The sequence below is a fragment of the Desulfuromonas carbonis genome, assembly GCF_054658035.1.
The window spans coordinates 1,086,016-1,109,786 of sequence record NZ_BAAHXR010000003.1 but is presented as its reverse complement, the minus strand read 5'-3'; the positions used below and the strand labels follow the sequence as shown (position 1 = coordinate 1,109,786).

Annotated in this window: 22 protein-coding genes; 12 read left to right on the top strand and 10 right to left on the bottom strand. The window is 62.8% G+C overall.

The annotated features are described in order from the left end of the window. Nucleotides 1-93 precede the first annotated feature (93 nt). Nucleotides 94-876 carry an ABC transporter permease gene (locus ACYQ8E_RS12030; protein WP_066729513.1) on the bottom strand — a complete coding sequence of 261 codons (783 nt, stop codon included), beginning with the start codon at nucleotides 874-876 and terminating at the stop codon, nucleotides 94-96. Next, nucleotides 876-1,802: an ABC transporter ATP-binding protein gene (locus tag ACYQ8E_RS12025; protein WP_066729512.1), complete on the bottom strand. Its 927-nt coding sequence runs from the start codon at nucleotides 1,800-1,802 to the stop codon at nucleotides 876-878. The genes ACYQ8E_RS12030 and ACYQ8E_RS12025 overlap by 1 nt, the downstream gene beginning before the upstream one ends. Nucleotides 1,803-1,881: 79 nt before the next feature. Between ACYQ8E_RS12025 and ACYQ8E_RS12020 the strand changes: the two genes are divergently transcribed. Continuing rightward, nucleotides 1,882-2,487 carry a cob(I)yrinic acid a,c-diamide adenosyltransferase gene (locus ACYQ8E_RS12020; protein WP_066729511.1) on the top strand — a complete coding sequence of 202 codons (606 nt, stop codon included), beginning with the start codon at nucleotides 1,882-1,884 and terminating at the stop codon, nucleotides 2,485-2,487. A gap of 7 nt (nucleotides 2,488-2,494) precedes the next feature. After that, nucleotides 2,495-3,376: a GGDEF domain-containing protein gene (locus tag ACYQ8E_RS12015; RefSeq protein ID WP_066729510.1), complete on the top strand. Its 882-nt coding sequence runs from the start codon at nucleotides 2,495-2,497 to the stop codon at nucleotides 3,374-3,376. A gap of 28 nt (nucleotides 3,377-3,404) precedes the next feature. On the opposite strand, the gene tatC is transcribed toward ACYQ8E_RS12015, so the two are convergent. Continuing rightward, entirely contained in the window at nucleotides 3,405-4,169 is a 765-nt protein-coding gene (gene tatC / locus ACYQ8E_RS12010; protein ID WP_066729508.1) for a twin-arginine translocase subunit TatC, read from the bottom strand. After that, nucleotides 4,159-4,497: a Sec-independent protein translocase protein TatB gene (gene tatB, locus ACYQ8E_RS12005; RefSeq protein ID WP_066729506.1), complete on the bottom strand. Its 339-nt coding sequence runs from the start codon at nucleotides 4,495-4,497 to the stop codon at nucleotides 4,159-4,161. Before tatB ends, tatC begins: the two co-directional genes overlap by 11 nt. A gap of 155 nt (nucleotides 4,498-4,652) precedes the next feature. Between tatB and nadA the strand changes: the two genes are divergently transcribed. The 7 genes from nadA to ACYQ8E_RS11970 all read left to right on the top strand — a co-directional run bounded on the left by nadA (nucleotide 4,653) and on the right by ACYQ8E_RS11970 (nucleotide 15,951). Beyond that, the gene (gene nadA / locus ACYQ8E_RS12000; protein WP_066729504.1) at nucleotides 4,653-5,570 is read left to right on the top strand and encodes a quinolinate synthase NadA; all 918 of its coding nucleotides are present in this window, start codon (nucleotides 4,653-4,655) and stop codon (nucleotides 5,568-5,570) included. Between the two features lie 108 nt (nucleotides 5,571-5,678). Continuing rightward, complete coding sequence (gene mfd, locus ACYQ8E_RS11995; protein WP_066729906.1) at nucleotides 5,679-9,170, top strand: transcription-repair coupling factor; 3,492 nt, start codon at nucleotides 5,679-5,681, stop codon at nucleotides 9,168-9,170. An 81-nt stretch (nucleotides 9,171-9,251) separates the two neighbouring features. Beyond that, the gene (locus ACYQ8E_RS11990; protein WP_066729502.1) at nucleotides 9,252-10,181 is read left to right on the top strand and encodes a peptidylprolyl isomerase; all 930 of its coding nucleotides are present in this window, start codon (nucleotides 9,252-9,254) and stop codon (nucleotides 10,179-10,181) included. Nucleotides 10,182-10,215: 34 nt separating this feature from the next. Next, complete coding sequence (locus ACYQ8E_RS11985; RefSeq protein WP_066729500.1) at nucleotides 10,216-11,163, top strand: SurA N-terminal domain-containing protein; 948 nt, start codon at nucleotides 10,216-10,218, stop codon at nucleotides 11,161-11,163. A 131-nt stretch (nucleotides 11,164-11,294) separates the two neighbouring features. After that, nucleotides 11,295-12,296 (top strand): 4-hydroxythreonine-4-phosphate dehydrogenase PdxA, encoded by a 1,002-nt coding sequence (pdxA, locus tag ACYQ8E_RS11980; protein WP_066729498.1) that lies wholly within the window; start codon nucleotides 11,295-11,297, stop codon nucleotides 12,294-12,296. Between the two features lie 105 nt (nucleotides 12,297-12,401). Next, nucleotides 12,402-15,215, top strand: a complete 2,814-nt coding sequence (uvrA, locus tag ACYQ8E_RS11975) for an excinuclease ABC subunit UvrA (protein ID WP_066729496.1) — start codon at nucleotides 12,402-12,404, stop codon at nucleotides 15,213-15,215. Between the two features lie 331 nt (nucleotides 15,216-15,546). Continuing rightward, nucleotides 15,547-15,951: a PEGA domain-containing protein gene (locus ACYQ8E_RS11970; RefSeq protein WP_066729495.1), complete on the top strand. Its 405-nt coding sequence runs from the start codon at nucleotides 15,547-15,549 to the stop codon at nucleotides 15,949-15,951. Nucleotides 15,952-16,016: 65 nt separating this feature from the next. Here the strand turns inward: ACYQ8E_RS11970 and ACYQ8E_RS11965 are convergent, their stop codons facing one another. After that, entirely contained in the window at nucleotides 16,017-16,466 is a 450-nt protein-coding gene (locus ACYQ8E_RS11965; RefSeq protein ID WP_459861048.1) for a hypothetical protein, read from the bottom strand. A gap of 167 nt (nucleotides 16,467-16,633) precedes the next feature. Between ACYQ8E_RS11965 and ACYQ8E_RS11960 the strand changes: the two genes are divergently transcribed. The 3 genes from ACYQ8E_RS11960 (at nucleotide 16,634) to ACYQ8E_RS11950 (ending at nucleotide 18,708) form a co-directional block, all read left to right on the top strand. Continuing rightward, complete coding sequence (locus tag ACYQ8E_RS11960) at nucleotides 16,634-17,143, top strand: rubrerythrin family protein (RefSeq protein WP_066729493.1); 510 nt, start codon at nucleotides 16,634-16,636, stop codon at nucleotides 17,141-17,143. A gap of 117 nt (nucleotides 17,144-17,260) precedes the next feature. Continuing rightward, nucleotides 17,261-17,590, top strand: coding sequence for a hypothetical protein (locus ACYQ8E_RS11955; protein ID WP_066729491.1), 330 nt, complete (start codon nucleotides 17,261-17,263; stop codon nucleotides 17,588-17,590). A gap of 161 nt (nucleotides 17,591-17,751) precedes the next feature. Next, nucleotides 17,752-18,708: an IS1595 family transposase gene (locus ACYQ8E_RS11950; protein WP_066723323.1), complete on the top strand. Its 957-nt coding sequence runs from the start codon at nucleotides 17,752-17,754 to the stop codon at nucleotides 18,706-18,708. A 242-nt stretch (nucleotides 18,709-18,950) separates the two neighbouring features. Here ACYQ8E_RS11950 and ACYQ8E_RS11945 read toward each other — a convergent pair whose 3' ends face one another. The 5 genes from ACYQ8E_RS11945 to ACYQ8E_RS11925 all read right to left on the bottom strand — a co-directional run bounded on the left by ACYQ8E_RS11945 (nucleotide 18,951) and on the right by ACYQ8E_RS11925 (nucleotide 23,618). Further along, nucleotides 18,951-19,376 (bottom strand): universal stress protein, encoded by a 426-nt coding sequence (locus tag ACYQ8E_RS11945; protein WP_066729489.1) that lies wholly within the window; start codon nucleotides 19,374-19,376, stop codon nucleotides 18,951-18,953. A gap of 15 nt (nucleotides 19,377-19,391) precedes the next feature. After that, nucleotides 19,392-20,678: a TRAP transporter large permease gene (locus ACYQ8E_RS11940; RefSeq protein WP_066729485.1), complete on the bottom strand. Its 1,287-nt coding sequence runs from the start codon at nucleotides 20,676-20,678 to the stop codon at nucleotides 19,392-19,394. Continuing rightward, nucleotides 20,675-21,175, bottom strand: coding sequence for a TRAP transporter small permease (locus ACYQ8E_RS11935; protein ID WP_066729904.1), 501 nt, complete (start codon nucleotides 21,173-21,175; stop codon nucleotides 20,675-20,677). The genes ACYQ8E_RS11940 and ACYQ8E_RS11935 overlap by 4 nt, the downstream gene beginning before the upstream one ends. Nucleotides 21,176-21,242: 67 nt before the next feature. Next, the gene (locus ACYQ8E_RS11930) at nucleotides 21,243-22,289 is read right to left on the bottom strand and encodes a TRAP transporter substrate-binding protein (protein ID WP_459861047.1); all 1,047 of its coding nucleotides are present in this window, start codon (nucleotides 22,287-22,289) and stop codon (nucleotides 21,243-21,245) included. A 219-nt stretch (nucleotides 22,290-22,508) separates the two neighbouring features. Then, entirely contained in the window at nucleotides 22,509-23,618 is a 1,110-nt protein-coding gene (locus ACYQ8E_RS11925; RefSeq protein WP_066729483.1) for a TRAP transporter substrate-binding protein, read from the bottom strand. Nucleotides 23,619-23,771 lie beyond the last annotated feature (153 nt).

Sequence of the window (23,771 nt, the reverse complement as noted above, 5' to 3'; positions counted from 1 at the left end):
AGTTGCCGGCGCGGTCCCTCTTCGGGGCCGCGCTTTTTTTGTGGCTGGTGAGGTGGGCAGCGCTGCCGCTCTCTTCACCAGCCGTCTTTGCATCTAGTTGCGGAGGCGGACCCCCCGGGCAATCAGCAGCGCTGCCCAGCAGAAGAGCGTCGCCGCCATCAGCGCACTGACGCCAAGGGCGGTCGCCAGGGAGAGGTCGCCACGGCCAAGAATGGCGTGACGAAAGCCGTCAATCAGGTAAAAAAGGGGGTTGAGATGGGAGAGCTGCGCCCAGGGCTGGGGAAGTATCGAAATCGGATAGAAAACCCCGCCGAGATAGATCAGCGGGAGGATGATAAAATTCGAGAACATTGACAAGGTGTCAAAGTTGTGGGCATAGATGGCGGCAATCATCCCGAATTGGGAAAAGAGCAGGCTGGCGATAACCGCCATGACCATGGCGAGGAAGGGATGAGCCCAGGGGAGGCTGGCGAAAAAGATGGAAATCAGCAAGGTTGCCAGGCCGACCAGCAGTCCACGCAGCATTGCCGCCAGGGTATAGGCAAGGATAAACTGGGCGGGGGTGAGTGGCGTGACCAGCAGGTCGACGATGTTGCCAAGATAACGGGCCATGAAGAGGCTGGAAGAGGTATTGGCAAAGGAGTTGTTGATTACTCCCATGAGAATCAGCCCGGGGATGACAAACTGGGCATAATTGAACCCGGGCAGGACACTGATCCGTTCGCCAAGGGTGGCGCCGAAGACGAAGAGGTAGAGGGAGGCGGTAATGATCGGTGTCAGAAGGGTTTGCGAAGCGACCCGCCAGAACCTGCGCACCTCCTTTTGCAGCAGGGTATAGAAGGGGAGCCAGTAAATATAGCTGCGTTGTTCCATCATTAACGCTCCCGGTTCGGCCCGCGGCCGGTCAGTTTGAGAAATACCTCCTCCAGGCCGGCACTGCGGGTCTCGATGTCGGCCACTGCCAGCCCGTGGTGGCAGAGGAGGGCCAGGGCCTCACCGGCACCCTGACCGTGCTGCAGGGGGATATCGAGGCACAGGCCGTTCTTGTCGAGACGGGCACCGAGGTCGGTGAGTTTGGGCGGCAGGGCCGCAAGGGGCTGTTGCAGTTGCACCCGGATTTCGCGGTTGCCGAGTCGACTGAGGAGGGAGGCGGTGCGGTCAAGAGCCACGATCTCGCCATGGTTCATGATAGCAATCCGGCCGCACATCTGCTCGGCCTCTTCCAGATAGTGGGTGGTGAGCAGGATCGTGGTACCGGTCTGGTTGATTTCGCGGACAAACTCCCAGAGGGTGTGGCGAAGTTCCACGTCGACGCCGGCGGTCGGTTCATCGAGGATGAGAAGCGGCGGGCGGTGGATCAGCGCCTTGGCGACCATGAAGCGGCGCTTCAGTCCCCCGGAGAGCTTGATCATCGTCTTGTGCAGATGGGGGCCGAGACCGAGGCGGTCGATCAACTCCCGCCGCCACGGCGGGTGGTCCGGGACGCCGTAATAGCCGCTGTGAAAGCGGAGCGCCTGGTCGATCGTAAAGAAATTGTCGATGACGATCTCCTGGTGCATGACCCCGATCAGGCGCCGGGCGATGCGGTACTCGGTGCGGTTGTCATGGCCGAAGACGGCGATGCTGCCGGCATCGATCCGGGTAATACCGGCGACCATGTTGATGGTCGTGCTCTTCCCTGCGCCGTTGGGACCGAGCAGCCCGAAAATCTCCCCCCGGGCGATCTGCAGGGAGATTCCGGCGACTGCAGGGGTGCCGGCAAAGCTTTTGCGCAAATCCTGGATGTTGAGTGCAGCTGGCATCGGCAATATGACCTGGGTTTCGAAGTGAAAGTCGCGGATTCCTAACCTGAAAACCTTTTACCTGAACCGGGAGGAGACGATGGTTCGACTTGATCGCATTACCACTGGTGGTGGCGACCGCGGCGAGACCAGCCTGGCGGATGGGAGCCGGGTCCCCAAGCATGCACCCCGGGTTGCCGCCTATGGGACCGTCGATGAAGTCAATTGCCTGCTTGGCCTGGTGCGCCTGGAGGTGCTGCCCGCGGGTTTGGCGGCCGAGGTACAACGCCTGCAGCAGGAACTTTTCGATCTCGGCGCCGACCTGGCGACTCCGCTCGGGGACCCGGAAAAGGAAGAGCATCTCCCCCGGATCGGCGCCGGCCACGTGCAACGCCTGGAGGGGCTGATTGCTGCGGCAACGGAACGCCTCGAGCCCTTGACCAGCTTCATTCTCCCCGGGGGGAGCCGTGCTGCGGCCACCCTGCACCTGGTGCGAACCGTCGCCCGCCGGGCCGAGCGTACCGTCATCGAAGCCCGGGTGAGCGAAGAGAGCGCTGGCAGGCAGACCTTCAATCCCCACGCTCTGACCTATCTCAACCGGCTCTCCGACCTTTGTTTCGTCTGGGCACGGCTCTGCAATGACGGCGGTCGCGAGGATATCCTCTGGACCCCTTACCGTGGCGATCACGATCCGGTGCCCGGGTGATCGTCCCATGACCCTTACCGATCGGATCAACCGCAAGCTGGAGCGGCTTTCGCGGCCATGGCTGGTCGTTGTGGCCCTTTCTGCCACCCTACTTCTTGGCCTGATCAATTACTGGACGGGCGAAGAGCTCTCCTTCTCGCTCTTCTACGTTGCACCGCTCCTGCTCCTGGCCTGGTACGCCCGGCGCGAGGAGACCTACAGCTGTGCCCTGCTCGCCGCCCTGGTCTGGATGGCGGCGGAGGTGGCAAACAGAAGTTATTATAATGCATGGGCGCCCTTTTGGAATGCCCTGGTGCGTTTCGGTTTCTTTCTCCTCGTCAGTCACCTCGTGCTGCGGGTCAGGGGCCTTTTGCGCCTCCAGCAGGCGCTGGCCGGGACCGATACCCTGACCGGCCTGGTCAACGGCCGCATCTTTTATCAGCGTCTGGGAGACGAGGCGCAGCGCGCCGCCCGCTATGGCCGGGCTTACACCCTCGCCTATTTCGACCTCGACAACTTCAAGCAGGTCAACGACTCGTTTGGTCATGGCGCCGGTGATCAGTTGCTCCAGGCCGTTGCCCGCAACCTGAAGCGGCAGCTCCGCAGTATCGATGTGGCGGCGCGTCTGGGCGGGGACGAGTTCGCACTGCTGTTGCCGGAGACCGGGTTCAGTGCGGGGGGCGAAGCTCTGCAAAAAATTCAGCGGGAGTTGCTGTCAGCGATGGGAGAGGGCGATTGGCCGGTCACCTTCAGTATCGGGGCGGTTACTTTCGACGGCTTTGAGGACGATCTCGACAGCCTGGTCCGGGCAGCTGACGACTTGATGTATCAGGCGAAGCGGGGCGGCAAAAACCGGCTGGTCCACCAGCTCAGGGCCGACATGGCGCCGTCACCGGTTGCCCCTGCTTGAAAGAAACCGGCCCTCCTCAGTTGCGCATTCAGCCTGCTTCTCCGGGGCCGGAATCTTTGGCTTCGCGCGCCCTTTTTTTACCAAAGAAGAAGGCGACCCAGATTCCGACTTCGTAGAGGATGATGAACGGCAGGGCCAGGGCGGTCTGGGAAAAGACATCGGGCGGGGTCAGGATGGCGCCGATGACAAAGGCGGCGATCAGTGCATACTTGCGGTTGCGGCGCAACCAGAGATGGTCGACAATGCCCATGCGGGCGAGGAAAAAGATGATGATCGGCAGCTCGAAGACGAGACCGAAGGCGAGCAGCAGCTTGCTCGACAGGGCGAGGTACTGCCCCATGGAGAGCATGGCGCTGATTTCGCCGCTGCTGGTACCATAATTGATGAGAAAAGTGAAGATGGTGGGAAAGACGAAGCGAAAGCCGAAATAGGCCCCGGCCCCGAAGCAGAGCGTACTGGCAAAGACGAAGGGGACGGCGAGCTTCTTTTCATGGGCATAGAGCCCGGGCGCGACAAAGCCCCAGAGCTGCCAGAAGATGACCGGCAGGGCAATGAGCAGGCCGGTCAGGGCCGCGATCTTCAGGTAAGTGAAGAAGGGTTCGGTGGCGTTGATGAAGACCAGCGAGCTTCCTGCCGGCAGGGCGGCCCGCACCGGCCCGGAAATGAACTGGAAGAGTTGTTCCGAGTAGCTGTAGCAGGCGATGAAGGCGACCAGCCAGGACCCGGCGGCGATGATCAGGCGGCGCCGCAACTCCTCCAGGTGCTTGGTAAAGGGGAGGCTTTCATCGCTCATTTCCGGCATCCTCGCTCGGGGCCGCCGCCCGCTCTTCCCGGGCGGTCCGATAGGGGTCGTCCGCGGGGCCCGCTTCTTCCGACCCGCCCTCCGCCTCTTTGCGGGCGGCGCCGGGGGGATGGATTTTGCCTTCCTCGAGCAGGCGCTTCTTGGTTTCGGCAGTTCGAACCTCCTCGTGGAAGGAGGTCTTCAACTCGTCGGTGGCGCGCCTGAATTCGGCGAAGCCGCGACCGAGGGCACGGGCGATATCGGGGAGTTTCTTCGGGCCGATGACGATCAGGGCAAGGGCCAGGATCAGCAGGAGCTCGGGCATGCCGATTCCGAACATAACGGGAAGTCCTTGAAAGAAAGAGGTTGTTTCAGGCCCGCTGAGAATAGCCCCAATCGAAGCCCCTGTCAAGGCCGGATTCGCCGATAAAGGTTTGACATATCAGGGGTTTTGAACTAGTATACGGCGCACATCGAACCTGTGGAAGGACCTTCATGAAGAGTCAGCAAGAGATCAAGGACGAGATCCGGCGCCTGGCCCGGGAGCGCAATGCCCTGCTGCTGGCGCATAACTATCAGCGCGACGAAATCCAGGAACTGGCGGACATCACCGGGGATTCCCTCGGGCTGTCCCTCGAGGCGGCGCGCACCGACCGCGCCGTAATCGTTTTTTGCGGCGTCCATTTCATGGCGGAAAGTGCAGCGATCCTGGCGCCGGACAAAATTGTCCTCCTCCCCAGGCCCGATGCCGGCTGCCCGATGGCCGACATGGTCACGGCCGAAGGCCTGCGGGCGATGAAAACCAGACATCCCGGGGCGACGGTCGTCACCTACGTCAATTCCAGCGCCGCCGTCAAAGCCGAGAGCGACATCTGCTGCACCAGCGCCAACGCGGTGCGGGTGGTCAATTCCCTCGACGCCGACGAGGTGCTCCTCGTCCCCGACCGCAACCTCGGGCGCTACATCGCCGGCCAGACGAGCAAGACCTGCTATTTCTGGGACGGCTACTGTCCGACCCATGAGCGGCTCCAGGTCGCCGACGTCGAGCGGGCTCTGGCCGAACACCCCGATGCGCTCTTTTTGGCCCATCCCGAGTGTGCGCCCGAAATCCTCCGGCGTGCCCACCACATCTGTTCGACCAGCGGCATGTATGATTACGTCAGGACCAGTCCGGCACAGAAGTTCATCGTCGGCACCGAGGCCGGCATCCTTTACCGGTTGCGGCGCGAGAACCCGGAGAAGAGCTTCATCCTGCCGACCTCACGCCTGATCTGTCCGAACATGAAGCTGACCTCCCTGGAGGATGTCCTCAGCTGCCTGCAGCATATGAGCCCGCAGATTACCGTTCCCGCCGATGTCGCCGCTCGCGCCCGGGGAAGCCTGGAGCGGATGCTCGCGGTGCCGCGGGACTAGTCACCAACCAACCGATCTTTTTCAGGGGCGTGCACTGGCACGCCCCGTCTCTTTGCCTGCCAGACCAGAGGAGTGCCGCGCTGCCCAACCGGGGCATGGCCCTTGACCATGGATTCGAATCCGATCGACCATCATCAGGTTGCCCACGCCACCCGCAAAGCCTTTGTCGAGGGGGTGCTCGCCACTCGGGGGCGCAGCGAGGTTCTCGGCCTGGTCGGCACCAGCGGCGCCTGGCTGCTGGCCGGGCTGCTGGCGGCCAGCAATGAAACCCTGCTGATTCTGACCGCCGGACAGAAGGAAGCGGCCCGGCTGGCGGCGGATCTTGCCTTCTGTCATGGCCGCAGCGGCGAAATCTTCCATTTCCCGCACTGGGAGGTCGGACCCTTCGAGCCGCTGGCGCCGCACCCGGAAGTCGAGGCGGAGCGCCTTGCCGCTCTCGCCGCCCTTCACGAAGGGCGGGCGCGGGCGTTGGTGGTGCCGGTGCGGAGCCTGCTGCAGCGGGTGATTCCCCGCCAGGCGCTGGCCGGACTTTGCGAACGGCTGGTGGTGGAGGAGGAATATCCCCGCCCTCCCCTGCTGCAACGGCTCCTTGAGCTCGGCTACCAGGCCGTCCCCCTGGTCGAGGATCGCGGCACCTTCTCGGTGCGGGGCGATCTGCTCGACATCTTCCCGCCGACCCGCTCCACCCCGGTGCGCATAGAGTTTTTCGGGGACTACATCGAGCGCATGCGCCCCTTTGACCCTTCCACCCAGCGTTCGGGCAACGAGGAACTCGAGGAGCTGATGCTCCTTCCGGCCCGGGAGCTGGTCCTCGCCGGCGACCATCTCGAAACCTTCGCCCGCAAACTCAAGGAGCGCTGCGACACCCTCGGCCTGCCGCGGACCGTCCGCGAGGCGGTCCTCGATGAGGCCCGGGAAGGAATCCTGGCGCCCGGACGGGCGTTTCTCCTCCCCTGCAACTATCCCGCGCTCGACTCCCTGACCGCCTATGCCCCCAGCGCCCGCTGGGTCGTCGTCGACCCGCCGGCCATTCTCCAGGAAGCCGACCGTTTCGCGACCGAGGTTGCCGAGGGGGAAGCCCGTGCCGCTCATCGCGGCGAGCCCTTTGTCGCCGCCGCCGATCTCTTCCTGACCCCCCGGGATCTGGAGCGGGAGCTGGCCGGCCGGCCGCGGATCGATTTTTCTCCCCTGGAGCTCTACCAGCTCGATGCGGAACACCCGGTCTACCGGGTGCGCGCCGAGGGGAATCTGGATCTGCGGCGCGGCCTCGGCGATGGCGCGGACGGCCTTGCTCCTTTGGCCGGCCAGCTGCGGGGCTGGCTGACGGAGGGGTGGCGGGTGCTGGTGGTCTGCCATCAGCGCGGCCAGGCCGAGCGCCTTGCCGATCTGCTGCAGGGGGAGCAGCTGCCGATCGATCTCGATCCGGCGGCCGGGCTGGCGCAGGTGCGTCCCGGACGGCTCCTGCTCACCGTCGGCGACCTTGGCGCCGGCTTCCGCCTCCCCGATGAGCGGCTGGTGGTGATCGCCGAGGAGGAGATCTTCGGTCCCCGGGTGCGGCGCCGCGATCGCGGCGCCGCGCGGGCCAAGGCGCTCCTCTCCACCCTCGCCGAACTGCGCGAAGGTGATTTTGCCGTGCATGCCGATCACGGCATCGCCCGCTTTCGCGGTCTCGTTCACCTCGTGACCGGCCAGACCGAAGGGGACTACCTCCTCCTCGAATATGCCGGGGACGATCGCCTCTACGTTCCGGTCGATCGCATCGAAAAGGTCTCCAAGTACGTCGGGGGGGAGGGGCACCAGCCCCACCTCGACAAGATGGGCGGCCAGGGCTGGGAGAAGGCGAAGCTCAAGGCGCGCGCGGCGGTCGAAGAGCTGGCGCGGGAGCTGCTGCGCATCTATGCCCGGCGGGCGATGAACCACCGCCCCCCCTACCCCCCTCCCGACCGCCACTTCCGGGAGTTCGAAGCGGGGTTTCCCTACGAGGAGACCGCCGACCAGCAGGCCGCGATCGACGACGTCCTCGCCGGGTTGCAGGCGGAACAGCCGATGGACCGGCTGATCTGCGGCGACGTCGGCTACGGCAAGACCGAAGTGGCGATCCGTGCCGCCTTCAAGGTCGCCATGGACGGCCGCCAGGTAGCGGTGCTGGTGCCGACCACGGTCCTCGCCAAGCAGCACTGGGAGACCTTCCGGAGCCGCTTTGCCGGGACCCCGGTCGAGGTCGAGATGGTCTCCCGGTTCCGCACCCCGGCGGAGCAGAAGCTGATTCTGGAGCGGACTGCCGCCGGCAAGGTCGATGTCCTGATCGGCACCCACCGGCTGCTGCAGCGGGATGTCAAATTCAGGGACCTCGGCCTGGTGATCGTCGACGAGGAGCAGCGCTTCGGGGTGGCCCACAAAGAGCGCCTGAAGAAACTGCGCGCCGAGGTCGACCTGTTGACGCTGACTGCGACGCCGATTCCGCGCACCCTGCACATGAGCCTGATGGGGATTCGCGACCTGTCGGTGATCGACACCCCGCCGGTCGACCGGCTGGCAGTGCGCACCTACGTCACCCGCTTCGACGAGGAGCTGATTCGCGAGGCGATCCTGCGGGAGCTGCGCCGCGGCGGCCAGGTCTTCTTCGTCCATAACCGGGTGCAGAGCATCAACGCCCAAGCCGATTTCCTGCGCGCCCTCGTTCCCGAGGCGAAGGTCGCCGTCGGCCACGGCCAGATGGGGGAGAAGGCTCTGGAGGAGGTGATGCTCGGCTTTATCGAGGGGACGAGCAACGTCCTGGTCTGCAGCACCATCATCGAGAACGGCATCGATATCCCGCGCGCCAACACCATCATCATCAACCGCGCCGACTGCTTCGGCCTGGCGCAGCTCTACCAGCTGCGCGGCCGGGTCGGTCGCTCGAGCCAGCGTGCCTATGCCTACCTGCTGATCCCCGGCGAAGGGAACCTGACCCGGGAAGCCCGGGAACGGCTCAAGGTCCTGCAGGAGCTGACCGAGCTCGGCGCCGGCTTCCGCATCGCCAGCCACGACCTGGAACTGCGGGGCGCCGGCGAACTCCTCGGTCCCCGTCAGGCCGGCCAGGTGGCGGCGATCGGCTTTGAGATGTACGCCGAACTCCTCGACGAGACGATCAACGAGCTGCGGGGCCTGGCCCGGGAGGAGCGCGTCGACCCGGAAATCCGGCTCGGTCTCTCCGCCTACCTGCCGGAGAGTTACGTCCCCGATCCCAACCAGCGGCTGGTCCTCTACAAGCAGCTGGCCAGTGCTAGCGACGAGGAGACGATCTACCTCGCCACCGATGAGCTGCGCGACCGCTTTGGCGAGATCCCGCCCCCCGGGCAGCTCCTTCTCGAGGTGATGAAACTGCGCGTCCTTCTCAAGCGGTTGATGATCGAGCTGGCGGAATACGACGGCCGCCAGCTGACCCTGGCGTTTCACGGGGCGACCCCGGTGGCGCCGGAAAAGATTCTCGGCCTGCTCACCGACCCCGCGGGGCGCTACCAGTTCAGCCCCGATTTCCGGCTCACCATCCGCACCGGGCGGCTCACCCCGGAGGCGCTGCTGGAGACGGCCAAAAAAGAATTGCGCGGTTTTCTTTGACTGTGCTAGCCTGACTCTCCGCGGCCCCTCGCCGCCGGCCTGACCTCCCCCGAGCATTCGCCCGCCGTGGATCGGAAGCTTATGTGCCTACTGCGCAGCAAAACCCTGCTGGTTCTGATTTTTCTCTGTATCCCCCTCTTTGCCTGCAAGGAAAAGGGTGAAGCTTCGTCGCCGGTCCTGGTCCGGGTCGACAACCGCACCGTGACCCTCGACCAGTTTCGCCGCGAGTTCGCCAAAACCCTCCCCGCCGGCCAGGAACTGAGTGCCGACGAGAAGAACGAGCTGGAACGGGCCTTCCTGGTCCAGGTCATCGACCAGGAATTGACCCTCGCCGAGGCCGAACGCCTGCAGATCAAGGTAACCCCCGCCGAGGTCGACCAGGCGATCCAGGAATACCGCGCCGAGTATCCCGACAGATCCTTCGACGAGGTCCTCAGGGAACGGGGGATTTCCTTTGCCGACTGGCGCCAGGAACTGGAGCGCGGACTGCTGGTGGAGAAGGTCATGCGCCAGGCGGTCGATGTCCGGATCGGGGTGAGCGAGGCCGAGATCGATAATTATTACCGGGAACACCAGGACGAGTTCAACCGCCCCGACCAGGTGCGTGCCCGCCAGATCGTCGTCGGCAGCCAGGAGGAAGGGGAGCGTGTCCTCGCCCTGTTACAGCAGGGACGTCCCTTTGCTGCCGTGGCCAAGGAATTTTCCCTCTCTCCGGACGCTGAACAGGGGGGAGATCTTGGCTTTTTCGCTCGCGGCGAAATGCCGCCGGAGTTTGACAAGGTGGTCTTCACCCTGGCGAAGGGGCGTATCAGCGATCTGGTGCGCAGCGAATATGGCTACCACATCTTCCTGGTCGAAGAACGCCGCCCGGCCCAGCGCCTGAGCCTCGACCAGGTTCGCGACAGGATCCGGGACGAGTTGCTGGCCGACCGCCAGGAACAGGCCTATCAATCCTGGTTGCAGGAATTGCGCAGCCGGGCAAAAATCGACATGAACTGGTCCCTGCTCTAGGGCGGGGATGGCAGCAACGCTAAAGGAAAATGTGATGAAGGCAGGCAGAATCATGGTGCTGGCCCTGCTGCTCGGGGTGTTCGCAGCGCCGGTGCGGGGCGAGGTGGTCGATGGTGTCGCCGCGGTGGTCAATGACCGGGTCGTGACAACCCATCAGCTCGATCTAGCGCTGGACGCCGCCCTGCAGGGGAAAGCCAGGCCCAGCGGGCTGGAACTCGCCAACCTGCGCAGCCAGCTCCTCTCCCGGCTGATCGAGGACTCGCTGGTCGAGCAGAAGATTGACGAGCTCAAGCTGAAGGTCAGCGACGACGAAGTGGAGGCTGCGATCCGGGACGTCCAGAAGCAGAATCGCCTCACCCGCGAGCAACTGGTGGCGGCGCTGGAAGCCCAGGGAATGAACTTCGATGTCTACAAGCAGAGTCTCGGCAAGCAGATCCTGCGTTTCAAGCTGATCGGTCGCGAGGTGCAGAGCAAGGTCGAGGTGACCAACCAGGACCTGCTCGACTATTTCAAGGAGCACATCGACGACTATCGCGAAGCCCCCTACATGCGCATCAGCCGGATCACTTTCCCGATCCCGGCCGGGGCAACCGCCGCGGAGCGCACAGCGGCCACAGCAGCAGCCACGGCGGCCCGCCAGCAGCTCCTCGCCGGCGCCGAGGTCGCGGCCGTGATCGAGGCGGAAAAAGGGGCCGGCGCCGAAGGTGGCGATATGGGGATATTCAAGGAGGGGGAGCTGGCCCCGGTCTTCGACCAGGCGATCCGCAACCTGCAGCAGGGGGAGGTCAGCGCTGTCGTACCGGGGCCGGACGGCAATCTCCATCTCTTTCGGGTCGATGTCCGCAAGCCGGGGACGATCCGCAACTTCGATAGTGTCAAGGGGGAGATCGAGCAGACCCTGCTGGAACAGAAACGCGAGGAGCGTTTCAAGGAGTGGGCCCAGGGGTTGAAAAAGGATGCCTACATCGATATCCGGATCTGAGACCCGTCACTATCTAATTCCGTTGCCCCCGCCCCTTCCGGCGGGGGTTTTCATTTTCCGGGTCGCTGGCAGCATTGTCCCGCTGGCGGCAATTGGGTTATGATACGAGCTTGTCCAAAGGAGAAGTACCCATGTCACGCCCCCTGATCATCACCATGGGCGACCCGACCGGAGTCGGCCCGGAAATCATCGTCAAGGCCCTCCTTGCCGGGGCCTTCGACCCGCTTGCCCGGCCGCTGCTGGTGGCCGGGGATCCGGGCTGCCTGCAGCGCGCGGCGCGGCTCTTCGGGGTAGCGGCGGAGCTGACGGTGGGCGACCTGGCCAGCCACCGGCTCCACCTCGGCTCGCGTCAGCTGGACATCGAGGCGCTCTCCACCCTGCCGGCCGAAAACCTGGTCTACGGCCAGCCCGATGCCGCCTGCGGCCGGGCGATGGTCGACTACATCGAATGGGCCTGCGACCGCTGCATTGCGGGGAGCGCCGCCGGCATGGTCACGGCACCGATCAGCAAGGCGGCGATCCATGCCGCCGGCTCCCCTTTCCCCGGCCATACCGAGCTTCTCGCCGACCGTTGCGGGGTCGACAAGGTGGTAATGATGCTCGCCGGCGCGCGCCTGAAGGTCTGCCTGGTCACCACCCATCTTGCCCTGAGCGCGGTGCCGGCAGCCCTCTCCCGCGCGGAGATCCTCGCCACCCTGCGCGTCACCGACGGCGACCTGCGCCGCTTCTTCGGTCTCGCCCAGCCACGGCTGGCGGTGCTGGCCCTCAACCCCCACGCCGGCGAGGGGGGGCTCTTCGGAGACGAGGAAGCGCGCCTGATCCGGCCGGCGATTGCCGCGGCGCAGGAGGCAGGGATTGCCGCCACCGGACCCCACAGCGCCGACACCCTGTTCCACTTCGCGGTGCAGCAGCAGGCCTGTGACGCGGTGATCTGCATGTATCACGATCAGGGTCTGATTCCGCTGAAGCTCCTGCACTTCGAGGACGCCGTCAACGTTACCCTCGGCCTTCCCATCGTCCGCACCAGCGTCGATCACGGCACTGCCTACGATCTGGCCGGCAGCGGCCGGGCGAGCAGAGCAAGCCTGGTGGCAGCGGTGAAGCTGGCGGCGGAAATGGCCAAAAATCTGTAGCAACAGAGACACGAAGGCACAGAGAAGTCCCAAGAACCCGAGGGCAGGACCGAAGATTTTCTCCGGGTCTCTGTGCCTCTGTGGCGAAGATCTGGATCTGAATTTATGACCAACAAGATCATTATCAAGGGCGCCTGCGAGCACAACCTCAAGTGCATCGACGTCGAAATCCCCCGTGACCAGCTGGTGGTGATCACCGGCGTCTCCGGCTCGGGCAAGTCGACGCTGGCCTTCGACACCATCTACGCCGAGGGGCAGCGCCGTTACGTCGAGTCTCTTTCCGCCTATGCCCGCCAGTTCCTGGAGCAGATGGACAAGCCCGACGTCGAGTCGATCGAGGGGTTGTCGCCGGCGATCTCCATCGAGCAGAAGACCACTTCGAAGAACCCGCGCTCGACCGTTGGCACCGTCACCGAGATCTACGACTACCTGCGGCTCCTCTTCGCCCGGGTCGGTCGCGTCCATTGCCACCAGTGCGGCAAGGAGATCGCCAGCCAGACCGTCGAGCAGATGGTCGACCACATCCTCGCCTGGCCGGAAAAGACCCGGCTGTTGCTCCTCGCGCCGATCGTGCGCGGGCGAAAGGGAGAATACCGCAAGGAGCTGAAGCAGCTGCAGGCGGACGGTTTCGTGCGGGTGCGTATCGACGGGGAAATCTACGAGCTCGCCGAGACGCCGGAACTCGACAAGAAGAAGCAGCATACGATCGAGGTGGTCGTCGACCGCCTGGTCCTCAAGGAGGAGGTCCGTACCCGCCTCGCCGATTCACTGGAGACAGCCCTGCGCCTCGCCGAGGGGCTGGTGCGGGTGGAGGTGGTCGGCGGCGAGTCGCTGGTCTTCTCCCAGCAGCACGCCTGCGTCGACTGCGGCATCTCCTACCCGGAGATCACGCCGCGGATGTTCTCCTTCAACAACCCCTTCGGCGCCTGTCCCGCCTGTGCGGGCTTAGGCACCCGGATGTACTTCGACCCGGAGCAGGTCGTCCCCAACCCGGCGCTTTCGCTGCGCGAAGGGGCGATTGCCCCCTGGGAGAGCCGCACCGGGTTTTACTACCAGCAACTGCTGGAAGCACTGGCCGATCATTACGGTTTCGATATCAATGTCCCCTTTGCCCAGCTCCCCGAAAAGCTGCAGACAGTCCTGCTGCACGGCTCGGGGAAGGAGGAGGTGCGCTTTTACTTCGACCAGGGGGGGCGGCGCCATTTCTACCACAAGGTCTTCGAAGGGGTGATCCCCAACCTCGAGCGGCGCTACCACGAGACTGACTCGGAGAATGTGCGCGAGAATCTCGAGCGCTTCATGAACGTCATGCCCTGCCCGACCTGCGAGGGGGCGCGACTGAAAAAGGAATCGCTCTTCGTGCGGATTGGCGGACGCAGCATCCGCGAAGTGACGGCGCTCTCCATCGTCGAGGCGGAGCGCTATTTCAGCGAACTGGAGCTGACCGCCAAGGAGCAGGAGATCGCCCGGCGGATCCTCAAGGAGGTCCGCGAACGCCTCTCCTTTCTCACCCACGTCGGTCTCGACTACCTGACCCTCGATCGCACCGCCGGTACCCTCTCCGGCGGCGAAGGGCAGCGCATCCGCCTCGCGACCCAGGTCGGTTCCTCCCTGGTCGGCGTCCTTTATATCCTCGACGAGCCCTCCATCGGCCTCCACCAGCGCGACAACCGGCGCCTTCTCGACACCCTGAAAAGGCTGCGCGACCTCGGCAACACCGTCCTGGTGGTCGAGCATGACGAGGAGACGATTCTCGAAGCCGACCATGTCATCGACATGGGGCCGGCGGCCGGGGTGCACGGCGGCGAGGTGGTCGCCCAGGGGACGCCGCAGGAGATCCTCGCCGATCCGCGCTCCCTCACCGGCCGCTATCTCTCCGGCGAGCTGTCGATCCCGGTTCCGGCCGGGCGGCGCAAGAGCGAGCGCTCGCTCACCATTCGCGGCGCACGGGAGAACAACCTGAAGGGGGTCGATGTTGCCATTCCCCTCGGGGTGATGACCTGCGTCACCGGGGTCTCCGGTTCCGGCAAGTCGACGCTGATTCTCGATACCCTCTACAAGGCCCTCGCCCAGCGCCTCTACCGGGCCAAGGAGAAGGCGGGCAAGGTCGACGACATCCTCGGGCTCGAATATCTCGACAAGGTGATCGACATCGATCAGTCGCCGATCGGGCGCACCCCGCGCAGCAACCCGGCCACCTACACCGGGGTCTTCACCGACATCCGCGACCTCTTCGCCCAGCTGCCGGAGGCGAAAATCCGCGGCTACAAGCCGGGCCGCTTCTCCTTCAACGTCAAGGGGGGGCGCTGCGAGGCGTGCCAGGGGGACGGCATCATCAAGATCGAGATGCACTTTCTCCCCGACATCTATGTCCAGTGCGAGGTCTGCAAGGGGGCACGTTACAACCGTGAGACCCTGGAGGTGCGCTACAAGGGGACGAACATCGCCGAGCTGCTCGATATGACGGCGAACCAGGCCGCGAAATTCCTGGAGAATATCCCGCGGATCAGGAACAAGCTGGAGACACTGCGCGATGTCGGGCTCGGCTACATCAAGCTCGGCCAGAGCGCCACCACCCTCTCCGGTGGCGAGGCACAGCGCGTCAAGCTCGCCAAGGAGCTCGGCAAGCGCGCTACCGGCCGCACAATCTATATCCTCGACGAACCGACCACCGGTCTCCACTTCGCCGATATCCAGAAACTGCTCGATGTCCTGCAGCGGTTGGTGGAGAGCGGCAACACGGTGGTGATCATCGAGCACAACCTCGATGTGATCAAGACCGCCGATCACCTCATCGATCTCGGTCCTGAGGGGGGGAGCCGGGGGGGCGAGGTGGTTGCGGTCGGGACCCCGGAGGAGGTCGCACGCTCTTCCCGCAGCCATACCGGTCGCTACCTGCGCGCCTATCTCGACCTCTGACCCGGTTCGGGTGTGGTGGCCCGGCCACAGTTTGCAACAAACCGTGGCAATCCTGCCCGTTAAATGCCCAGGTGTCAAAAAGTTGCCGGAATTCCGGTTTGACGACAGTTAAGAATCAAGGTGTGCCCTAGTCGCCGACACCGGCAATTGCGGGTGATAAGCTACTGAAAAGAGGGTGCTGATTCCTGGCCCCTTGACCTGTGACGGCGGTCGGGATTTTAACAAGGGTGAAAGTGTCGCAAAATCAATTGTTTGGCACGAAGGTTGCTAAAATAAGGGGCCGAACCGTATCCTGTTAGCATTTCCCTGAACGAGAGATGAGGTTGCCTTGATGCTGAAGAAACTGCTCGCCCTGATGGTCCTAACCTTTTTTACCAGTGCCTGTGCCAACCAGGCCCTGATCCTTTCGGAGCCGGTCGGCGCCGCAGTGACAGTCGATGGTCAGCGGATCGGGGTGACGCCCTGCAAGTACGAATATGCCAACAGCACCGGCAGCTCCTTCGCCGTGACCGTGGAGAAACCGGGCTACGAAGCGATCGAATACCAGATCAAGGCGGACGAGACCGATGTCTCGGCCCGCAACGGCTGGCTGGCGGCCGGCCTGGTCTGGAGCCCGCTCTGGCTCGGCGCCTTCTTCACCAAGAAGTTGAAGGACAGCTACAACTTCGTGATGCGCAAAGCGATGCCGCAGCTGACCGCCCAGGCGACCGTCCCCGGGGAGGAACGGCGTTTCTGACCGCAGCACAGCACTGACCGGGAACCAACCAGGCGGCAGCTCCTTCGGGGGCTGCCGTTTTTTATTCAGGCGGGAGCGATTTCGCAGATCAGCAGGGGGTTGACCAGGTAATGGGCGGGACCGCTGTCGAGCAGAAAGAAGCCGTGGTGGGTGTTGAGAAAATCCTGCAGCCGTCCCTTCCCCTCGGGGGCCTCGAGGGTGAGGGTCCCCTTGAGGACTTCGCCGCCGAGAAAGACCATGCGGACCTGCAAGCGATGGCCGAAAGTGGGAGGGGCGTCGGGATCGGGCGGGAAGCGCAGGTGGCAGATGGTCGCCTTGTTGACCAGGCTGAAGGAATCGTCGGCCTTGCGGAAGGCAAAGAAAGGCGCGTCGTCATTGAAGAGTTCGAGGGGGGTCTCGGGGCCGGAATGGGAGGCACTGCAGGGGCTGAGAAAGATGACCCCCTCGCGGACATGGCCGTCACAGAGAAAAAGGGTCACCGGACATTCCAGTTTTTCGACCTGATAGATGTTCATGAGCTGCCTCCCTGGCGTTGTGTGGCCATTCTAAACGGATTGGCCAGGTTCGGCAACCGCAAAGCCCCGGTCCGTTGCCTTTGCGTGGTTGACAAGTGCTGCGGGGCGGGTACAATCACAGCCAGCCTGGCCGAAAGTGGCCATGAATTTTTTCAAGGAGCGGACCGATGGTAGACATGAACGGAAGCAAGACCCAGAAGAATCTGCAGGAGGCTTTTGCCGGCGAGTCGCAGGCCAACCGCAAGTATCTTGCCTTTGCCAAAAAGGCCGAGCAGGAAGGGTATCTGCAGGTCGCCAAACTGTTTCGTGCTGCGGCAGAAGCGGAAACGGTGCATGCCCATGCCCACCTGCGCGTTCTTGGCGGGATCGGTTCGACGGCGGCCAACCTGCGCGAGGCGGTCTCCGGGGAGACCTTTGAATTCACCAAGATGTACCCCGAGATGATCCGTGAGGCGTCCAGTGAAGGGTTTGACACCGCTCTGCGCAGTTTCACCTATGCCAATGATGTGGAGAAGGTGCATGCGCAGCTCTACCAGCGGGCCCTCGATAACCTTGGCAAGAACACAGCGGTCGATTATTATGTCTGTCAGGTCTGCGGCAACACCATCGAGGGGGCTCCTGAAGGGCCCTGTGAGGTTTGCGCTTCGGCGCCGAGCGCCCTCCGCAAGATCGATTAAGCCCCCAAGTCCCGAATCATCCGGAAGCCGGGCTTTAAGGGCCCGGCTTTTTTCGTCTGACGGCAATGGGCTCCTCCAGTCCACTGTTGCAGCCATAAATGGGAGTCGTGAACCACCATGGAAAAATGTCCGGTTTGCAAAGAAGTGAAAAAGGGGAAATTCTGGTGCAAGGGATGTGGCACCATCTTCGTCTGCCCGAACCAGGCCTGCGGCGCGGAGATCCGTAAACGCGACGCCGAGGAGTGCCCGCGTTGTGGACTCCTCTTCGCCGAATATCGCGAGCATCAAAAGATGGTCCGGCTTTGCCCCAAGTGCAAGAAGAAACAGGGGCTCTCCGAACCCCAGTGCAAGTCCTGCAAATACTGGTTCAACTGCCCGACCTGCGGGCACAAGGTCCCTTCCACCAGTATGCTCACCTGCCCCCGGTGCGCGACCAGCCTGCGCTGAAGCTGAGTGGACAGAAATGAAAAAGGGCGATCCGTTATGTGGATCGCCCTTTTTCATTTCTTTTCCTGATTAGGTCTGATTCTCAGCTATGACACATTCTGTCGCACAGGGAGCATAGAGTTTGGCCATGGAACTCATGAATAACAAGGAGGTTAGCATCCATGGCCATCAATCGTATCCAGTTCCAACCGGGGCTGAGCTTGGCTGATTTTCTCAAAGACTATGGTACGGAGGCCCAATGCGAGGCGATCCTTGAGCACTCGCGCTGGCCCCAAGGATTTGTCTGTCCAGCATGCGGTGCAAGCCGCGCGGTCCAGTTTCGGCGAGGACGGTCGAACATCTTCCAGTGCTGTCGCTGCCGCAAACAGATCTCGCTGATCTCCGGAACGATTTTCCATGGGAGCAATCTGCCGCTGACCCAGTGGTTTCTGGCCCTCTACTTCATGACACAAGGCAAGTCCGGCCTGTCGATGCTGGAGTTGAGACGAATGCTGGGTTTGAGCTACAAAGCGGCTTGGCGGCTCAAGCACAAGCTCATGCAGGCGATGTTCGAGCGCGAAGAGACAACGGTTCTGGCCCAGCGGGTCGAGATCGACGACGCCTACTTGGGCGGGGAACGCTCCGGCGGTAAGGTTGGTCGCGGTTCGGAGAACAAAGTTCCCTTCATTGCGGCAGTGGAGACCAGTCACGAGGGCCATCCGCTGCGAGCTGTTTTTAGCCGGGTGACGACCTTCAGCAGCCATGACGTTGATCAATGGGCCAAGAATCACTTGGCACCGACGGCGCTGGTCGTTTCTGATGGCCTGAATTGCTTCCGCGCCGTCACCAAGACTGGGTGCTACCATCAGCGAAAGGTGGTTGGTGATCAACGCAGAAGTACCGACATGGGCTGCTTCCACTGGATCAACACCATCCTGGGCAATCTTAAGACGGCCATGGCCGGAACGTATCATGCGTTTGACTTCGACAAATATGCGCATCGCTATCTGGCCGAGTTTCAGTACCGGTTCAACCGGCGGTTCGATCTGCGCAGCATGCTGCCAAGACTGCTGTTCGCCTGTGTCTCAATCGGCAAGCGGCCCGAGGCCTGGCTTCGCCGAGCTGAGAATTGGACCTAATCAGGTTTCTTTTTCTGGGGGTCGACGCCTTCAGTTGTCGGGGTCTCTGGCTTCCGCACCGGAAGCTCACAGCTGGGGCTGATTCAGGTCGTGATGCCAAAGCGTGGGAGAATCCAGCGGTTGAGGGCGTACCAGCCAATCAGAATACCGAGCAGGCCAAGAATTTCCATCGCTTCCTCCAGGAAAGGTTTCCCTAGATATATTCGAATTTTTGAATAAATGCAAGTCGCCTGGCGCCGGTGCTAGAAGAGGAGGACCGGGCAGCGGACCTGGTGCAGGACATGGTTGGCGACGGAGCCGAAGAGGACGTCGCGGATCTCACCCATGCCGCGTCGGCCGATAATCAGCAGGTCAAAGGCTTCATCGTTGGCGATGCGGCAGATGTCGTTGCGCGGGCTGCCGGTTTCGACCCGGGAGATGGTCGCGATGCCACCCGCCTCCAGGCTCCGGCTCCACCTGGCGACGACCTGTTCCCCGGCTTTAAGCGCCCGCTCCCTGATCATCTCGACCTGGAAGTCGGGAATCATCCGGTAGGCGAGCTTGTCGATATCGACCACGTGCAGCAGGGTCAGCGGACCGGGAAAACGGTCGCGGCGGCCGATAATGCCGGCGATCGTCCGGGCACAGGCATCCGATTCGTTGACAGGGACGAGGACCTTGCGTTCCATAGGGGAATTCCTTGGTCAGCCGTAAACCAGGCGCGGCAGCAACAGCACCAAATCCGGCCAGAAGGTGAGAACCAGGAGAATGGCGATCTGGATGAGGAGAAAAGGGAGGACCGCCTTGGAGACGTACACCAAGTCGCGATCGACCACCGCCCCGGAGATGTAGAGACTGACCCCGAGGGGGGGGGTACAGTAACCGATCCCGAGGTTGATGGTCATCAGCAGGCCGAAATGCATGGTATTGATGCCGAACTTGTGCAGCAGCGGCAAAAAGATCGGCGTCAGGATCAGCGTCGCCGAGATGATGTCCATGAACATGCCGATCATGAGCAGCATGATGTTGACCGCCAGCAGAAAGACCCAGGGACTCTGGATGTTGGCAACTACGGCGTTGGCAATCTGATTGGGGATCTGTTCGAAAGTCAGGTACTCGCCGAAAACCGAAGCGCCGGCGACGATCACCAGCAGCGTCGCCGAGGTGATGGCGGAAGAGACGATCACCTTCTTGACGTCCCGCAGCTTCATGTCGCGATGGATAACGATCTCGACGAAGAAGGCGTAAAAGCAGGCGACCACCGCCGCCTCGTTGGCGGTGAACAGGCCCGAGTAGATGCCACCGAAGATGAGAACCGGCAAAAAGAGCGCCCAGGCACTCTCTTTCAGAACCGAAAGGATCTCCTTCAGGGAGGGGCGTTCCCGGGTCGGCAGGTTTTGGCGCTTGCAGTAGACATAGGCATAGAGGGACATCCCGGCGATGATGAGAAGCCCGGGGATGAAGCCGGTCAAAAAGAGCGCCTCGAGGGGATCGTTGGTCACCATGGCGTAGAGAATCATGGCGATGGAGGGGGGAATGACGATGCCGAGAATCGGCGCCGTCGTCATCACGCCGACGCTGAATTTCTCGTCGTAGTTGTTCTCGATCAGCGCCGGGATCATGAACCCGCCGATGGCGACCACGGTGGCGACCGTCGAGCCGGAAATGGCGCCGAAAAAACCGCAGGCGAGGATACCGGCCATCGCCAGGCCGCCGGGAAGAAACCCGACCAGCACATTGGCGGTCTTGATCAGCTTCTGTACGATGCTGCCGGTGGTCATGATGTTGCCGCAGAGGACGAAGAAGAGGACCACGATCAGGGCAAACTTGTCCATGCTGCGGTAGAGGACCTCAATGACGATCTGCGGGTCGATGCCGACGCCCCAGACCAGGCCGACCAGCCCGGTGAAAAAGAGGGCCATGAAGACCGGCACGGTGGCCGCCATGGTGCCGAGAAGGAGTGCCGCGATCATCAGGTAGTTGACGGTCATGACGGACTCCCTCCCCCACGCAGGTCTTCGATCATCACCAGCAGCGTGCGCACCACCATCATCACTCCCATCAGGGGGAGGATGGCGTAGAAGTACCATTCGGCAATGCCGAGGGTGGCGGTTCTGGCATAGGTGTCGAGGTACATCATCCGGGTCAGCTGCAGGCCGAGCCAGAAGACCGTGCCGGAAAAGACTAGCACCACCAGGTGGCTGAGGATGTTAAGCGGTTTCTTCAGGATCGGCAGCAGCTGCGGCAGGGCATCGATGCGGATCAGCGAGCGGTGGCGGATGGCGGCGACGCAGCCGATATAGGTGGAGATGAAGATGACCTTGCGCACCACCTCGTCGGACCAGTAGAGGTTGACGTCGTTGGTCAGCTTGCGCAGGATGACGTTCGCCATCGCCGAGACCAGGGCGGTAGCCACGGTAAGGAAGAGGGTCCAGTCCTCAATGAACGCCAGGCCCCGATCGATGGTGGAAAAGGTTTTCTTCAGCATGGTCATCCGTAAAAAGGGCCGGGGAGGAAATGCCTCCCCGGCCGGTGTTCAAGGGGTCGTCTGCGGCTCAGTTGCCGAGGGTAGTGCGTACCTGGTTGAGGTAATCGGCGCCGATCTTTTCACCCCAGGCCTGGTAGACCGGGGCCGCCTCCTTGATCAGCTGGGCGCGGTCGGCATCCGCCAGGGGGATGAACTCGACGCCGGCTTCCTTGGCCCTGGCGATCTGGTCGGCCTGCTGCTGACGGGTCGCCGTCCGGGTCTTGGCGCTCTCCTCGGTGATCGCCTGCATCAGGACCTGCTGCAGATCGGCGGGGAGCTTGTCGAACCAGCGCTTGTTCATCAGGTGAACGAAGAGCCCCTGGGCGTAGTTGACCTCGGTGAAGTACTTGGCGATGGTGAATTTCTTGGTGATGTTGCAGACGGTGGGGGTGTGGTCAAGGCCGTTGATGACCCCGGTCTGCAGCGCCTGGGGCACGTCGGGCCAGGGCATGACGGTGAACTTGAGGCCCCAGGCCTTGTAGATGTCGGCGTTGACCGGAGCTTCGGCGATGCGGAAATTGACGGTCTTGGCGTCGTTGAGGTTGCGCACCGGAGTGGTGGTGGCCCAGCCGTAGGTGCCGTAGCCGGTGATGTCGGGGACCATGATCCCCTGGGCGAGGGCCGCCTCACTGAAGGGCTGCCAGAGCTCCGGCGTGCTGCGGAATTTATCGAGCTTGTCGAAGGTGTCGATGACATAGGGGAGGTTGACGATACCGAGGCGGTCGGCGACGTTGGCGGCGGCGACCGAGGAGCTCAGCATCCCCTGGACCGCGCCGAGCTTGAGCTTGCTGATCACGTCCTTCTCGCCGCCGAGTTGGGCCAGCGGGCGGAAGTCGACATAAAGGCGCCCCTTGGAGAGTTCCCAGACCCGGTCGCGGATCCGGTAGCCGACCCCGACCCCTTCGATCGCCGGGTGGGAGACGTTGGAGAGGATGTAGGTGTACGCGGCGCCGGCGGGGTCAAACTTCGGTTTCCAGGCCGCCAGCGGGTCGGGCTTGTCCTCACCGAGGGCAGGGCCGGCCAGAACCAGGCCGAGGAGGACCGGAAACAGAAGCAGGGGAAACAGTCTTTTCATGGCAGGCCTCTCCTTCTTGAAGGGAATTCGCAAGGCTTTTCAGCCGGAGGAATGAGCCTGTTATACTAGTACAAACCCTGTTTGTAATCAAAGCTTTTTCCCTTGATTCATCCCGACCTGAACCGATTTTTCCCCGCGGTGTTGCGCCCCAGGGGGCAAAAATTTGCCGGCCTGAACTTTCTATTTGGGGAGATCAAATGGATGGCGGGAATTTCCCGCTCACTTCGATCCCCGGTCAAGGGTTTCCCGGACCTGCTGCAGGTAGTCACGACCGATCCGTTCTCCCCATTTCTCGTAGACCGGAAGCGAAAGTTTCCGCAACTCGTCCCGCGTTTCCGGTGCCGGGGCAAGGAAGGTGACGCCATTTGCGCTGGCAGCAGCTATTTCCTGCTCCTGCTGCTGGCGGGTCAAGTAGCGTGCCTGGGTGCTCTCTTCCGTGATCGTCTCCAGCAGGATCTGTTGCAGGTCGGCCGGCAGGCTGTCGAACCAGCGCCTGTTCACCAGGTGGATGTACAACCCCTGGGCATAATCGAGGCGGGTGAAATATTTGGCGACGTCGAACTTGTGGGTGATATTGCAGACAATGGGGGTGTGGTCCAGGCCATTGATCACTCCCGTCTGCAGGGCCTGGGGTACGTCGGGCCAGGGCATGACGGTAAATTTCAGACCCCAGGCCTTGTAGATATCGGTATTGACCGGGGCCTGGGCGACGCGAAAATTGATTTTTCTGGCATCGGCCATGCTGGCGACCGGTTCGGTGGTGGCCCAGCCATAGGTCCCGTAGCCGGTGAAGTCGACGACCATGATCCCCTGGCCGAGAGCGGCATCGCGGAATGGCGCCCACAGCTCGGGCGTGGTGCGAAACTGTTCCAGTTTGTCAAAGCTGTCGATCACAAAAGGGAGGCTGACGATACCGAGGCGGTCGGCGAGGTTGGCCGCGGCGACCGAAGAGCAGAGCATTCCCTGCACCGCGCCGAGTTTCAGTTTGCCGATGACGTCTTTTTCGCCACCGAGCTGGGCCAGCGGCCGGAAATCAACGTAGAGCCGCCCCTTGGAGCGTTCCCAGACCCGATCCCGGATCCGGTAACCGACGGCGATACCGGCGATCGCCGGATGGTCGATGTTGGAAAGGATATAGGTGAATTCGGCCTGGCTCGGATCGAAGGCCGGTTGCCAGTCGGCCAAAGGGTCCCTGGCCGGTTTTTCGGCGACCGGCGTGACCGGTGCTCCTGTGGTTGGTTTTGTCGGGGGCGGTGGGGTCTCCTGCTGGCACCCGGTCACGAGGAGGATCTGGCTCAGGAGGATCAGGACGAGACCGAGTCGCTTCATGGTGTCTCCTTGGCGGGGAATTAAGTTCGTTTTAATTGAATTTGGTGCGCAGGATAGCCAAGGGATAGGGGGCGGTCAAGGAGAAATTGGCCAGCTGTGCCCGTGGCAGGAAAGGAGGATCCGGCCGGCTGGGTGTCGTTGCGCTGGCGTAAA

Bases quoted from the DNA above. Each gene is read 5' to 3' on its own strand.
- ACYQ8E_RS11950 (WP_066723323.1), top strand. From the start codon at position 17,752: ATGGCCATCAATCGTATCCAGTTCCAACCGGGGCTGAGCTTGGCTGAT.
- ACYQ8E_RS11945 (WP_066729489.1), bottom strand. From the start codon at position 19,376: ATGGAACGCAAGGTCCTCGTCCCTGTCAACGAATCGGATGCCTGTGCC.
- ACYQ8E_RS12030 (WP_066729513.1), bottom strand. From the start codon at position 876: ATGATGGAACAACGCAGCTATATTTACTGGCTCCCCTTCTATACCCTG.
- ACYQ8E_RS11940 (WP_066729485.1), bottom strand. From the start codon at position 20,678: ATGACCGTCAACTACCTGATGATCGCGGCACTCCTTCTCGGCACCATG.
- ACYQ8E_RS11960 (WP_066729493.1), top strand. From the start codon at position 16,634: ATGGTAGACATGAACGGAAGCAAGACCCAGAAGAATCTGCAGGAGGCT.
- ACYQ8E_RS11965 (WP_459861048.1), bottom strand. From the start codon at position 16,466: ATGAACATCTATCAGGTCGAAAAACTGGAATGTCCGGTGACCCTTTTT.
- ACYQ8E_RS11970 (WP_066729495.1), top strand. From the start codon at position 15,547: ATGCTGAAGAAACTGCTCGCCCTGATGGTCCTAACCTTTTTTACCAGT.
- pdxA (WP_066729498.1), top strand. From the start codon at position 11,295: ATGTCACGCCCCCTGATCATCACCATGGGCGACCCGACCGGAGTCGGC.
- ACYQ8E_RS12020 (WP_066729511.1), top strand. From the start codon at position 1,882: ATGGTTCGACTTGATCGCATTACCACTGGTGGTGGCGACCGCGGCGAG.
- nadA (WP_066729504.1), top strand. From the start codon at position 4,653: ATGAAGAGTCAGCAAGAGATCAAGGACGAGATCCGGCGCCTGGCCCGG.
- tatC (WP_066729508.1), bottom strand. From the start codon at position 4,169: ATGAGCGATGAAAGCCTCCCCTTTACCAAGCACCTGGAGGAGTTGCGG.
- ACYQ8E_RS11985 (WP_066729500.1), top strand. From the start codon at position 10,216: ATGAAGGCAGGCAGAATCATGGTGCTGGCCCTGCTGCTCGGGGTGTTC.
- uvrA (WP_066729496.1), top strand. From the start codon at position 12,402: ATGACCAACAAGATCATTATCAAGGGCGCCTGCGAGCACAACCTCAAG.
- ACYQ8E_RS11925 (WP_066729483.1), bottom strand. From the start codon at position 23,618: ATGAAGCGACTCGGTCTCGTCCTGATCCTCCTGAGCCAGATCCTCCTC.
- ACYQ8E_RS12025 (WP_066729512.1), bottom strand. From the start codon at position 1,802: ATGCCAGCTGCACTCAACATCCAGGATTTGCGCAAAAGCTTTGCCGGC.
- ACYQ8E_RS11955 (WP_066729491.1), top strand. From the start codon at position 17,261: ATGGAAAAATGTCCGGTTTGCAAAGAAGTGAAAAAGGGGAAATTCTGG.
- mfd (WP_066729906.1), top strand. From the start codon at position 5,679: ATGGATTCGAATCCGATCGACCATCATCAGGTTGCCCACGCCACCCGC.
- ACYQ8E_RS11935 (WP_066729904.1), bottom strand. From the start codon at position 21,175: ATGCTGAAGAAAACCTTTTCCACCATCGATCGGGGCCTGGCGTTCATT.
- ACYQ8E_RS11930 (WP_459861047.1), bottom strand. From the start codon at position 22,289: ATGAAAAGACTGTTTCCCCTGCTTCTGTTTCCGGTCCTCCTCGGCCTG.
- tatB (WP_066729506.1), bottom strand. From the start codon at position 4,497: ATGTTCGGAATCGGCATGCCCGAGCTCCTGCTGATCCTGGCCCTTGCC.
- ACYQ8E_RS11990 (WP_066729502.1), top strand. From the start codon at position 9,252: ATGTGCCTACTGCGCAGCAAAACCCTGCTGGTTCTGATTTTTCTCTGT.
- ACYQ8E_RS12015 (WP_066729510.1), top strand. From the start codon at position 2,495: ATGACCCTTACCGATCGGATCAACCGCAAGCTGGAGCGGCTTTCGCGG.